General features: G+C 66.1%; 9 protein-coding genes and 1 pseudogene. 6 read left to right on the forward strand and 4 right to left on the reverse strand.

Features of this window, described 5'->3' with window-relative positions:
- Positions 1 to 23: 23 nt before the first annotated feature.
- Positions 24 to 2,786: a preprotein translocase subunit SecA gene (secA, locus tag AAAZ40_RS12015; RefSeq protein WP_476660570.1), complete on the reverse strand. Its 2,763-nt coding sequence runs from the start codon at positions 2,784 to 2,786 to the stop codon at positions 24 to 26.
- Between the two features lie 497 nt (positions 2,787 to 3,283).
- Here secA and AAAZ40_RS12020 point away from each other — a divergent pair, with 497 nt between their 5' ends.
- Entirely contained in the window at positions 3,284 to 3,511 is a 228-nt protein-coding gene (locus tag AAAZ40_RS12020; protein WP_045530301.1) for an addiction module protein, read from the forward strand.
- A complete protein-coding gene (locus AAAZ40_RS12025) occupies positions 3,508 to 3,804 on the forward strand; it encodes a type II toxin-antitoxin system RelE/ParE family toxin (protein ID WP_045534334.1) in 297 nt (98 codons plus the stop codon). The genes AAAZ40_RS12020 and AAAZ40_RS12025 overlap by 4 nt, the downstream gene beginning before the upstream one ends.
- A 26-nt stretch (positions 3,805 to 3,830) precedes the next feature.
- Here AAAZ40_RS12025 and glmS read toward each other — a convergent pair whose 3' ends face one another.
- Positions 3,831 to 5,726, reverse strand: coding sequence for a glutamine--fructose-6-phosphate transaminase (isomerizing) (glmS, locus tag AAAZ40_RS12030; protein ID WP_045534332.1), 1,896 nt, complete (start codon positions 5,724 to 5,726; stop codon positions 3,831 to 3,833).
- Positions 5,727 to 5,844: 118 nt separating this feature from the next.
- On the opposite strand from glmS, the gene AAAZ40_RS12035 reads away from it, so the two are divergent.
- Positions 5,845 to 6,303 carry an SH3 domain-containing protein gene (locus AAAZ40_RS12035; RefSeq protein ID WP_476660571.1) on the forward strand — a complete coding sequence of 153 codons (459 nt, stop codon included), beginning with the start codon at positions 5,845 to 5,847 and terminating at the stop codon, positions 6,301 to 6,303.
- Between the two features lie 46 nt (positions 6,304 to 6,349).
- Here the strand turns inward: AAAZ40_RS12035 and glmU are convergent, their stop codons facing one another.
- Both glmU and AAAZ40_RS12045 read right to left on the reverse strand, forming a co-directional pair.
- Positions 6,350 to 7,750, reverse strand: coding sequence for a bifunctional UDP-N-acetylglucosamine diphosphorylase/glucosamine-1-phosphate N-acetyltransferase GlmU (gene glmU / locus AAAZ40_RS12040; protein ID WP_476660572.1), 1,401 nt, complete (start codon positions 7,748 to 7,750; stop codon positions 6,350 to 6,352).
- A 55-nt stretch (positions 7,751 to 7,805) separates the two neighbouring features.
- On the reverse strand, positions 7,806 to 9,071 hold the full coding sequence (locus AAAZ40_RS12045; RefSeq protein ID WP_476660573.1) for an NAD(P)/FAD-dependent oxidoreductase: 1,266 nt from the start codon (positions 9,069 to 9,071) through the stop codon (positions 7,806 to 7,808).
- A gap of 80 nt (positions 9,072 to 9,151) precedes the next feature.
- Between AAAZ40_RS12045 and AAAZ40_RS12050 the strand changes: the two genes are divergently transcribed.
- From AAAZ40_RS12050 to purU, 3 genes and pseudogenes are all read left to right on the forward strand, one after another.
- Positions 9,152 to 10,042: a ketopantoate reductase family protein gene (locus AAAZ40_RS12050; protein WP_476463962.1), complete on the forward strand. Its 891-nt coding sequence runs from the start codon at positions 9,152 to 9,154 to the stop codon at positions 10,040 to 10,042.
- Between the two features lie 64 nt (positions 10,043 to 10,106).
- Positions 10,107 to 11,041 (forward strand): annotated as a pseudogene (locus tag AAAZ40_RS12055) (exopolyphosphatase).
- A gap of 33 nt (positions 11,042 to 11,074) precedes the next feature.
- A complete protein-coding gene (gene purU, locus AAAZ40_RS12060) occupies positions 11,075 to 11,923 on the forward strand; it encodes a formyltetrahydrofolate deformylase (protein WP_476463961.1) in 849 nt (282 codons plus the stop codon).
- The last annotated feature ends 21 nt before the right edge of the window (positions 11,924 to 11,944 follow it).

Below are 11,944 nucleotides of genomic sequence, written 5' to 3' on the forward strand. Positions count from 1 at the left end.
GTGCCGCTCGAGCTCCGGGCCGCTCAGGCCAGCTTGCCGTGGCAATGCTTGTATTTCTTGCCGCTGCCGCAGGGGCAAGGGTCGTTGCGGCCCACACGCGGCAGCGCACCAGCCGGGGTGGCGCGGCCGCCCAGCAGGCCACGGTCGGCCACGGTTTCGGCCTCACCGGTTTCGCTCGGGGCGGTGTAGGTGACGTTGCTGAAGCGCTCGGCTGCGGCCTCGAGCTCCTGCGCGGCGGCGCTGACCTGCTCGGGCGTCTGCACTTTCACGTTCATGAGGATGCGCGTGACCTCGCCGCGCACCTGGTCGAGCATCAGCGAGAACAACTGGAACGCTTCGCGCTTGTACTCCTGCTTGGGCTGCTTTTGTGCATAGCCGCGCAGGTGGATGCCTTTGCGCAGGTAGTCGAGCGCGCTCAGGTGGTCGCGCCAGTGGCTGTCGAGGTTTTGCAGCAGCACCACGCGCTCGAAGGCGGCAAAGCTGCCCGGGCTGGCCAGCTGCACCTTGGCCTCGTAGTGGGCGTGTGCGGCCTGCAGCACCTTCTCCACCACGTCGCTGTCGTCCATCTCGCTGGCCGCGTGCACCTCTTGCACCAGAGGCAGCTGCAGGCCCCATTCGTCGGCCAGGGTTTTTTCCAGGCCCGGCAAGTCCCACTGCTCTTCCACGCTCTGGGCCGGCACGAACTGGCGCACCACGTGCTCGAGCGCGCCGCTGCGCAGGTTGCGGATCTGGGGCCCGACCTCCTGCGTGTCGATGAACTCGTTGCGCTGCTGATAGACCACGCGGCGCTGGTCGTTGGCCACGTCGTCGTACTCGAGCAGTTGCTTGCGGATGTCGAAGTTGCGCGCCTCGACCTTGCGCTGCGCGTTCTCGATCGAGCGCGTCACCATGCGGTGCTCGATCGCCTCGCCCTCGGGCATGTTGAAGCGCTCCATGATGGCGCGCACCTTGTCGCCGGCAAAGATGCGCATCAGCGCATCGTCGAGGCTGAGGTAGAAACGGCTCGAACCCGGATCGCCCTGGCGCCCGGCGCGGCCGCGCAGCTGGTTGTCGATGCGCCGGCTCTCGTGGCGCTCGGTGGCGATGATGCGCAAGCCCCCCAGCGCCACCACGCGCTCGTGGTCGGCCTGCCACTGGGCGCGCGCGGCGGCGACCTTGCTCGCCCGCGCAGCTTCGTCGAGCGCCGGGTCGGCCTCGATGGCCGCGCAGATTTTTTCCAGGTTGCCGCCGAGCACGATGTCGGTGCCGCGCCCGGCCATGTTGGTGGCGATGGTGATGGCGCCGGGCCGGCCGGCCTGGGCGATGATCTCGGCCTCGCGCTCGTGCTGCTTGGCGTTGAGCACCTCAAAGCGCAACTGGGCCTTTTTGAGCAGGTCGGCGATGATCTCGGAGTTCTCGATCGACGAGGTGCCCACCAGCACCGGCTGGCCGCGCTCGTGGCACTCGCGGATGTCGGCGATGGCGGCAGCGTATTTTTCGGGCGTGGTCTTGTACACGCGATCGAGCTCGTCCTTGCGCTGGCTCGGTTTGTTCGGCGGCACCACCACGGTCTCGAGGCCGTAGATTTCCTGGAACTCGAAGGCTTCGGTGTCGGCGGTGCCGGTCATGCCCGAGAGCTTGGCGTAGAGCCTGAAGTAGTTTTGAAAGGTGATCGAGGCCAGGGTCTGGTTCTCGGGCTGGATGCGCACGCCCTCTTTGGCCTCCACCGCTTGGTGCAGGCCCTCGCTCCAGCGCCGCCCGACCATCAGGCGGCCGGTGAATTCATCGACGATGATGATCTCGCCGTTTTGCACCACGTACTGCTGGTCGCGGTGGTACAGGTGCTGCGCCTTGAGCGCCGTCACCAGGTGGTGCATGAGCGCGATGTTGGCCGGGTCGTAGAGCGAAGCGCCCTCGGGCAGCAGGCCGGCTTGGGCCAGCAGCGCCTCGGCTTTTTCGTGCCCGCTCTCGGTCAGGTTGACGGTCTGCGCCTTTTCATCGACCAAAAAATCACCCGGCTTGATCACGCCCTCGCCGGTGCGCATGTCTTCTTCGCCCTCTTGGCGCTCGAGGTGCGGCACCAGCTTGTTGATGGCGATGTATTCGTCGGTGTGGTCTTCGGCCTGGCCGCTGATGATCAGCGGCGTGCGCGCCTCGTCGATCAGAATCGAATCGACCTCATCGACGATGGCGTAATACAGCCCGCGCTGCACCCGGTCGCGGGCCTCATAGACCATGTTGTCGCGCAGGTAGTCAAAGCCGTATTCGTTGTTGGTGCCGTAGGTGATGTCGGCGGCGTAGGCGGCCTGCTTTTGCTCGCGCGTGGTCTGCGAGCGGTTGACCCCGACCGAGAGCCCAAGCCAGTTGTAGATGCGGCCCATCCACTCGGCGTCGCGCCCAGCCAGGTAGTCGTTGACCGTGACCACGTGCACGCCTTGGCCGGCCAAGGCGTTGAGATAGACCGCCAGCGTCGAGGTCAGGGTTTTACCCTCACCGGTGCGCATTTCGGCGATCTTTCCGCTGTGCAGCGCCATGCCGCCTATCAGCTGCACGTCGAAGTGGCGCATTTTGAGCACGCGCTTGCTGGCCTCGCGCACGGTGGCAAAGGCCTCGGGCAGCAGCGCATCCAGCGTCTCGCCCTGCGCCAGCCGCTGTTTGAATTCGGCCGTCTTGGCTTGCACTTGGGCATCGCTCAGGCGCTCGAACTCGGTCTCGAGGGCGTTGATGCGGGCCACCGTCTTGCGGTGGGTTTTGAGCAGGCGCTCGTTGCGGTTGCCAAAGAGCTGGGTCAGGAATTGAAGAGGCATGGCAAAAAGCTGGTCTCGCGTCCGGCGGCGCAAGCGGTTCAATAAAGCGGCCGACCGGGCCGGGCTGGGTGCGCGCACGCCGTGCGAGCGCACCAAACATGCATTTTAGCCCCCGTCCACCCAGCCCGCCCAAAGCCTGCGCTGCCCAGAGCCCGCGCTGCGTCGCACTGCGTCTGGTGCCGTGACTCAGGCCGCCTTGGCCGCCAGCCGCAGGGGTGCCTTGGCTGTGGACTGGGTGCGTTGGGGCTGCGCTGCCCGTGCGCTTGGGGCCTGCTCTGCATCGGCTCGGTACACCGCCAAAGCCTCGCCTAGGCGCAGCGCTTGGCCATGCAGGCTCTCAGCAGCGGCGGCGCCTTCTTCGACCAAAGCGGGTTTTTTACGGAAGCATTGATCTGCTACACCGTCACGCTTTTGGCCCGCACCCAAAAACCCAAACAGCATGGGATTTTGCTACCATGGCGCCACCAAACCACACTACCGCACCAGAGGTTGCTTCCATGAACGCTATCGAAATCGACTCCATGCCGGTGGCCCAAAAACTGCGTTTGATGGAGGCGCTGTGGGAGTCGCTGTCCCAAACCCTAGACGCCCCCGACAGCGAGGCCGCCCCGGATTGGCATGCGCAGGCCTTGCAGGAGGCTGAAACTGCGCTGCGCGCGGGCCGAGCCGAGTTCATCGACTGGCAAGCCGCCAAACAAATCTTGAGTGCGCGCAGCCGGGCATGACCATCCGCCTGCTGTCCTTGGCGCTCGATGACTTGGACGCTGGACGGCGCTTTTACGAACGCCAGCAAGCCGGCTTGGGCGACTATTTTCTCGATTCCCTGTACTCCGACATCGAATCCTTGCTGCTTTACGCCGGCGTGCACGCCAAGGTCTTGGGCTGCTACCGCGCGTTGTCGCGCCGCTTTCCGTACGCCATTTACTACCGCCTCGAGGGCGAGGAGATCCAAGTCTGGCGCGTGCTGGATTGTCGCCAGCGCCCCAGCACCACCCGGCGCCAGTTGCGCAGCGACTGATCCCGTACGCACTTACCCAAGCCCCCTCACTCCACCGTCACGCTTTTGGCCAGGTTGCGCGGTTTGTCCACGTCGGTGCCGCGCGCCAACGCGCAGTGGTAGGCCAGCAGTTGCAGCGGCACCACGTGCAAAATCGGGCTCAAGTGGCCGTAGTGCTCGGGCAGACGGATCGCGTGCAGACCGTCGGCGCTGCGGATGTGGCTGTCGGCGTCGGCCAGCACGTAGAGCACGCCGCCGCGGGCGCGCACCTCTTGCATGTTGCTCTTGAGCTTTTCCAGCAGCGCGTCATTCGGTGCCACCACCACCACCGGCATTTCCTTGGTCACCAGCGCCAGCGGGCCGTGCTTGAGCTCGCCGGCCGGGTAGGCCTCGGCGTGGATGTAGCTGATCTCTTTGAGCTTGAGCGCGCCCTCGAGCGCGATCGGGTAGTGCATGCCGCGGCCCAGAAACAGCGCGTGCTCGTGCTGGGCAAAGGCCTCGGCCCAATGGATGAGCTGTGGCTCGAGCGCCAGCACGGCTTGCAGCGCCAGCGGCAGATGCCGCATGGCCTTGAGCTGCTGCGCCTGCTGCTGCGCGTCGAGCCGCCCGCGCACTTGGGCCAAGGCCAGCGTGAGCAAAAATAGCCCAGCCAACTGGGTGCTGAAGGCCTTGGTGCTGGCCACGCCGATCTCGACCCCGGCGCGCGTCAGGTAGCTGAGCGCGGTTTCGCGCACCAGCGCGCTGGTGGCCACGTTGCACACGGCCAGCGTGTGCCGCATCCCTAGGCTTTGGGCGTGGCGCAGCGCCGCCAGGGTGTCGGCGGTTTCGCCGCTCTGGCTGATGGCCACCACCAGCGTGCGCGGGTCGGGCACGCTGGTGCGGTAGCGGTATTCGCTCGCCACTTCGACCGTGGTCGGCACACCGGCCATGTCTTCCAACCAGTAGCGCGCCACGCAGCCGCTGTAGTAGCTGGTGCCGCAGGCCAAAATGAGCACGCGGTCGATCTGCGCGAACACCGCCGCCGCTTTGGCCGGTTGCTCGCCCAAGCCGTCGAACAGCTCGGGGCCGATCGATTCCACGCCCTCGAGCGTGTCGGCGAGCGCGCGCGGCTGCTCAAAAATCTCTTTGTGCATGTAGTGGCTGTAGGGCCCGAGCTCGGCCGCGCCGGTGTGCGCCTGCACCGTGCGCAGCGGGCGCTCGGCGGCACCGAGCAACTGGCCGCTGCCAGCAAAAATCTGATAACTGCCTAGGCGCAGATCGACCACGTCGCCCTCGGACAGATAGACGATCTGGTCGGTCACGCCGGCCAGCGCCATGGCGTCGCTGGCCAGGTAGTGCGCGGCCCCGGGCGCATCGGCCGCACCCACACCCAACACCAGCGGCGAGCCGGCGCGTGCACCCACCACGCGCTCGGGCTCGGCCTGGTGCAGCACCGCAATCGCGTAGGCGCCGTGCAGCCGCGCCACCGCTGCGCGCACCGCCGCCAGCAAGTCGCCCTGGTAGAGCGCATCGATCAGGTGCACGATCACCTCGGTGTCGGTCTGGCTGGCAAAGGCGTAGCCTTGGGCTTGCAGCTCGGCGCGCAGCTCTTCGTGGTTTTCGATGATGCCGTTGTGCACCAGCGCCACCCGCGCCGGCTGCTGCGCCACAGCGGCCAGCGAGCCTGGGCCGTGGCTGAAGTGGGGGTGGGCGTTGTGCTCGGCCGGGGCGCCGTGGGTGGCCCAGCGGGTGTGGGCGATGCCGGTGCCCGCCACCAGCCCGTCGGCCTGCACTTGGGCGCGCAGCTCGGCCACGCGCGCGGTGCTGCGGCTGCGCACCAGGCCAGCGCTGGTGTGCACGGCCACACCGCACGAGTCGTAGCCGCGGTACTCGAGCCGCTGCAAACCCTGAACCAAGATCGGTAGCGCATTGCTACCCGAAACCGCTGCCACGATGCCGCACATAGGAAATAGCCTTCTTGAGAATAGAATTCAGAGGTCACGATGCTAACGGCAAAAACAGCGCGCACCGCCCGGCTTCACCGCCCGACCCGCCCCCCCTGTGTCTCGAGGAGTTTCACGCATGTCCTGGCTGGCCCACATCCGCCTTCTGTTTCTTGCCGCCGCCTTGGGGCTGGCCGCGCTGGCCCCGGTTTGGGCGCAAGACTTGGTGAGCGCGCGCAACCCGACCATCAACATGCGCGCCGCCCCCAGCACCGATGCCGAGGTGCTCTGGCGCCTTGCTCGAGGCTACCCGCTGCAGGTGCTCGAGCGCCGTGGCGACTGGCTGCGCGTGCAAGACTTCGAAGGCGACCAAGGCTGGGTGGCGCGCCGCGTGGTGGGCGACACCCCGCACCACATCGTGCGCAGCCCGCGCGCCAACCTGCGCGCCGGCCCCGGCACCCAGCACCGCGTGGTGCACACCGCCGTCTATGGCGACATTTTGCGCACCGTGCGCCGCCAAGGCGACTGGGTGCAGGTGCAGCGCCCCGACGGCCGCGGCAACGCCTGGGTGGCCAGCGAGCTGCTCTGGGGCTGGTAGCCACCGCTTGCGCCAGCGCCACCCAGGGGGCGCGCCTAGCGCTGCCTCAGCCCTTGCCCTTCTTGGGCCGCTGCCAGTTGGCTAGGCTGATCTGCTTGCTGCGCGCCACGGTGAGCGCGCCCGGTGGCGTGTTTTTGGTCAGGGTCGATCCCGCCCCCACGGTGCCGCCCGCCCCCAGCGTGAGCGGCGCCACCAGCACGCTGTTGCTGCCCACGTGCACGTTGGCCTCGATCACGCTGCGGTGCTTGGTGGCACCGTCGTAATTGGCGGTGATGCAGCCGGCGCCGTAGTTCACGCGCTCGCCCACCGTGGCGTCGCCCAAATAAGCCAAGTGGTTGGCTTTGGCCCCGGCGGCCAGCTGGCTGTTTTTCACTTCGACAAAATTGCCGATGTGCACCTCGGGCCCGAGCTCGGTGCCCGGGCGCAAGCGCGCAAAGGGCCCGACCAGCGCACCCGGCCCCACCGACACCCCGGAAGTCCCTCCATCGATGTGCGTGAAGGGATGAATCACGGCACCAGCCGCCATCCGAGCATGGGCGATGACACAGTTCGCGCCAATGCGCACACCATCACCCAACACCACCTCGCCTTCGAAGAGGCAGTTCACGTCGATCTCGACATCCTGGCCGCAGATCAGGCGACCGCGTACATCGAGACGGGCGGGATCGGCCAGCCGCACACCCTGGGCCATGAGTGCGTCCGCCACACGACGCTGGTACCCTCGCTCGAGCTCGGCCAGCTGGGCCGGACTGTTCACACCCGCCACCTGCAAAGCATCCTGAATGCGATGGGCATGGACAGGCACGCGATCGGCCACGGCAAACTTCACCACATCGGTGAGGTAGTACTCGCCCTGGGCGTTGCGGTTGTCCAGTTGGGACAGCCAGCGGCGCAACAGGCGCGTCGGCACAGCCATGATGCCGCTGTAAATTTCGCGTATGGCGCGCTGGGCCTCGCTGGCATCCTTGTGCTCGACGATCGCGCGCACCTGGCCACCGTCGTCGCGCAGGATGCGGCCATAGCCCGTGGGATCGGGCAGATCCAGCGTCAGCAAGGCCAGATGTTTACCCCCGCACACGGACAGCAAGGCTTGAAGGGTGTCCGGTCGGGTCAGCGGCACGTCGCCCGACAGCACCAGGGTGACCCCATCGTCGTCGAGCACGGGCATGGCCTGCTGGACGGCATGGCCGGTGCCCAGCTGGGGCTCCTGTCGCACAAACTGCAGGGGCAGCAGGCCCTCGGCGTGGGCAGCCAGCGCGGGCTCCACCTGGTCGGCACCGTGGCCGATGATCACCACGGCCCGGCGAGCACCCAGCGCAGCCGCGCAATCGAGCACGTGAGCGGCCAGCGCCCGGCCCCCCAGTTTGTGCAACACCTTGGGCAAGGCACTCTTCATGCGTGTGCCTTTGCCCGCCGCCATCACCACCACATCCACCAACCCTGTCATACCGCCCTTTCCTGTATCGAAGGTACCCTTGCACCCCAGTGGCGCGATTATCGGCTCAGAAACGGCTGGCGCAGTAAGGCGTGGGGTCGATGAAGGGGGTTTCACCGGTGATCAGTTCGGCCAGCAAACGACCGGCCACCGGCCCCAGGGTGAAGCCCTGATGGGCATGCCCGAAGTTGAACCAGAGGCCCGGATGCCGGGGCGCAGGCCCCATCACAGGCAGCATGTCGGCCGTGCAGGGGCGCGCACCCAGCCAGGGTGGATCATCCAGCGGATCACGCAAGTCCAGCCATTGCCTGGCCAGCCTTTCAGCCTTGGTCACCTGCACAGGCGTGGGGGCCGCGTCCACCGGTGCGAATTCAGCGCCGGTCGTCAGTCGCATGCCGCGTTGCATCGGCGCCAGCACGTAGCCCGACTCGGCATCCAGCAAGGGGCGGTTCAATCGCCCGCCGGCGGCGTAGTGCTGGTGGTACCCGCGCTTCACAAACAAAGGCATGCGGTAGCCAAGCGTCTGCGTCCAGCGGGCTGCCCAGGGGCCCAGCGCCAGCACGACGGCCGAGGCCTCAAACTGACCTTGCGAGGTCTCCACTTGCCAGCCGGCACCTTTGGCGTGCAACTGCTGGATATCGGCTTCCACCAAGGTGCCACCACGCTGCGCGAAAGCCTCGGCGTAGCGACGCACCAGCGCCCCAGGATCGCTCACCGCCCATGGGTCCTGCCAGAGCAAGCCTCCAGCAAGCCGGGCATGCAAGGCCGGTTCGGCCTGCGCCATACCGGCACTGTCGAGCACCTGGTGACGGATGCCAAACGCTTCCGTCAGTCGCTGGGCGTCTTTCACCGCGGCCGCCCAGGCCGCCGGGGTGCGAAAGCCGTCCAGATAGCCCGTCGGCGACACCAGGTTCTGTGTGTCCACCCCCTGCATCAGCGCCTGATGCTCGGTCACACAATGGGCAATCAGGCGGCTGTAGGCTTGCACCACTTGCGGATACAGCGCCGGCCCTGAATGCCGGTAATAGCCCCACAGCGGCCCGATCAGTGACGGCAGGGCCTTGAGGTGGTAGTGCACATCGGCCCCGGATTGCCACAGCACCTGCCAGAGCTTACGCCACTGGCGCGGGAAGGGATAAGGCTCGACCGATTCGCGCTGGATCAGCCCGGCATTCCCATACGAGGTTTCGCGGCCGGGCTCGCGACGGTCGATCAATGTCACCTGACAACCGCGCTGCTGCAAGTGCAGCGCCGTGCAGGTACCGATCATGCCGGCGCCCAGCACGATGACCGACGAAGGTGGGACAACTGAGGAGGACGAAGGGGAAACCATGATGGGTTCAGTGTAGCGCTCAAGCGGGTTCCTGTAGCATGCGCAGGGTATGGAAGAGGCCAGTCCTCAGGAGACCAATCATGCACTTTGCCATCATGGGGGCCGGCGCGGTCGGCTGTTATTTCGGCGGTATGCTGGCGCGTGCCGGTCATCCGGTCACGCTGATTGGGCGCGAATCACACGTGGCGGCCTTTCGGGCTCACGGGCTGCGGCTGCAGGCCACCACTTTTGATGAGTACGTCCCGGTGTCGGCGACAACCGATCCTATCGGGGTGAAGGACGCCGATGTCGTGCTGTTCTGCGTCAAGTCCACCGACACCGAAACGGCCGGCGCCCAGATTCGGCCCCACCTGAAGCCCGGGGCGGTGGTGATGAGCCTGCAGAACGGAGTGGACAACGCACCCCGTCTGGCCGACGTGCTGGGCCGTGCCGTCATCCCGGCGGTCGTCTATGTGGCTTGCGGGATGGCCGGACCAGGGCATGTGCAACACCACGGCCGGGGCGAGCTGGTGATCCGCCCTTATGACGGCGACCAGGCCCTCATCGCCACCTGTGCCCAGGCCGGCGTGACCGTCACCACCAGCGACAATGTGGAAGGGGAGTTGTGGGCCAAACTGGTGATCAACTGCGCCTACAACGCCCTGTCGGCGGTGACACGGCAGCCCTATGCCCGCCTGGTGACCTTCGATGGCATGTGGGACGTCATGCGCGACATCCAGCGCGAATGCCTGGCTGTCGCCGCTGCAGACGGCATCACCCTGCCTGGCGACACCTGGGCCGCCATCGAAAACATTGCCCGAACCATGCCGACGCAGCTGTCGTCCACCGCGCGCGACATGATGCGCGGCCATCCCAGCGAGATCGACCACATCAATGGCTATGTCCTGCGCCGCGCCGCGTTGCATGGCCTGCCGGTGCCAGCGAATCGCTTGCTCCACACGCTGGTGCGCGCCCTGGAAACGGCGGCTTGAGTCCAGCGGTTTCGGCGTCATAATGAAGCCGATCCTTCCTTCCAACCGTGCACGAGGTATTTCCATGTCTGGACAACGCTATCGCCTGGTGACCCGCAGCGACTTCGACGGCCTCGTGTGTGCTGTCTTGCTGAACGAACTTGACCTGATATCGACGACATCCTGTTCGTTCACCCCAAAGACATGCAGGACGGCAAGGTGGCGATCACATCCCGCGACATCACCACGAACCTGCCCTATGTGCCCGGCGCGCACCTGGCTTTTGACCATCACGATTCGGAAACACTGCGCAACACTGGCGACCGGCCCAATCACGTCATCGACGCATCTGCCCCTTCGGCCGCTCGGGTGGTGTACCGGCACTATGGGGGCAAGGCCGCTTTTCCGCGCGTCTCCGACGAGATGATGGACGCGGTGGACAAGGCCGATTCCGCCCAGTTCTCCGAAGATGAGGTGCTCAACCCCACCGGCTGGGTGCTGCTGAACTACCTGATGGACTCACGCACCGGGCTGGGCCGCTTCCGGAACTTCCGCATCAGCAACTACCAGCTGATGATGGACCTGATCCAGTACTGCCGCGACCACACGATCGAGCAGATCCTGGCCCTGCCCGACGTGCAGGAGCGGGTGGAGCTGTTCCGCGAACACGAAGCCAAGGGCAAGGAGCAGATCCGGCGCTGCGCCACCGTGCACGGCAATCTGGTGGTGCTGGACCTGCGCACCGAGGAAACGATCTGGGCGGTCAACCGCTTCATGATCTACGCGCTGTTCCCACAAGCCAACATCTCCATCCATGTGATGTGGGGCCTGCAAAAGCAGAATACCGTGTTCGCTACAGGCAAGTCCATCCTCAATCGCTCGTCCCGAACCAATGTGGGCGAACTGATGCTCGCCTACGGCGGCGGTGGACACCAGGCAGCGGGTACCTGCCAGGTCAGCAACGACCGTGCCGATGCGGTGCTGCAGGCGCTCATCAGCCGCATCAACCAGGACGGCTGAAGGCTCCCCCCGACCTGCGACAATCGGGGGATCATGAATTCGACTTACGTTTTGACCTTGTCCTGCAAGGACAAACCCGGCATTGTGCACGCCGTGTCGGGCTTCTTGCTCGAGCAGGGCGGCAACATCGAAGAGGCCGCCCAGTACAACGACCACGACACCGGGCTGTTTTTCATGCGGGTACAGTTTGTGTGCGACACCAGTCCCGCCGATGCCCTGCAACTGCAGGTGCGTGCGTTTGCCGAGTCCCACCAGATGCAATGGGGCCTGCATCCGCTGAACGCCCCCATGCGCACCGTGCTGCTGGTCAGTCAGCAGGGCCACTGCCTCAACGATTTGCTGTTTCGCTGGAAAAGCGGCCTGCTGCGGCTCGACATCCGCGCCATTGTGAGCAACCACCGCGATTTTTACCAGCTCGCGGCCAGCTACAACATCCCCTTTCACCACCTGCCGCTGCGCCCGGGGCTCAAGGCCGAGGTCGAGGCGCGCCAGCTCGAGCTCATCGAACAAGAACAGGCCGAACTGGTGGTGCTGGCGCGCTACATGCAGATTTTGTCCGACCCGATGTGCGAGCAGCTGGCCGGGCGCGCGATCAACATCCACCACAGTTTTTTGCCCAGCTTCAAGGGCGCCAAGCCCTACCAACAGGCGCACGAGCGCGGCGTCAAGCTCATCGGCGCCACGGCGCACTACGTCACGGCGGCGCTCGACGAAGGCCCGATCATCGAGCAAGACGTGGCGCGGGTGGACCACAGCTTCACGGTGGACGATTTGGCCGCGCAGGGGCGCGACACCGAATGCGCGGTGCTGGCGCGCGCCGTCAAGTGGCACTGCGAGCACCGGGTGCTGCTCAACGGCCACAAGACCGTGGTCTTTCGCTGAGGGGCCTAGAGGCAACTGCGC

Source organism: Serpentinimonas sp. SMBJO2 (assembly GCF_056341105.1).

Excerpts from the sequence above, each read along its gene's own strand:
- secA (WP_476660570.1), bottom strand. The coding sequence starts at position 2,786 with ATGCCTCTTCAATTCCTGACCCAGCTCTTTGGCAACCGCAACGAGCGC.
- AAAZ40_RS12020 (WP_045530301.1), top strand. The coding sequence starts at position 3,284 with ATGAACGCTATCGAAATCGACTCCATGCCGGTGGCCCAAAAACTGCGT.
- AAAZ40_RS12025 (WP_045534334.1), top strand. The coding sequence starts at position 3,508 with ATGACCATCCGCCTGCTGTCCTTGGCGCTCGATGACTTGGACGCTGGA.
- glmS (WP_045534332.1), bottom strand. The coding sequence starts at position 5,726 with ATGTGCGGCATCGTGGCAGCGGTTTCGGGTAGCAATGCGCTACCGATC.
- AAAZ40_RS12035 (WP_476660571.1), top strand. The coding sequence starts at position 5,845 with ATGTCCTGGCTGGCCCACATCCGCCTTCTGTTTCTTGCCGCCGCCTTG.
- glmU (WP_476660572.1), bottom strand. The coding sequence starts at position 7,750 with ATGACAGGGTTGGTGGATGTGGTGGTGATGGCGGCGGGCAAAGGCACA.
- AAAZ40_RS12045 (WP_476660573.1), bottom strand. The coding sequence starts at position 9,071 with ATGGTTTCCCCTTCGTCCTCCTCAGTTGTCCCACCTTCGTCGGTCATC.
- AAAZ40_RS12050 (WP_476463962.1), top strand. The coding sequence starts at position 9,152 with ATGCACTTTGCCATCATGGGGGCCGGCGCGGTCGGCTGTTATTTCGGC.
- purU (WP_476463961.1), top strand. The coding sequence starts at position 11,075 with ATGAATTCGACTTACGTTTTGACCTTGTCCTGCAAGGACAAACCCGGC.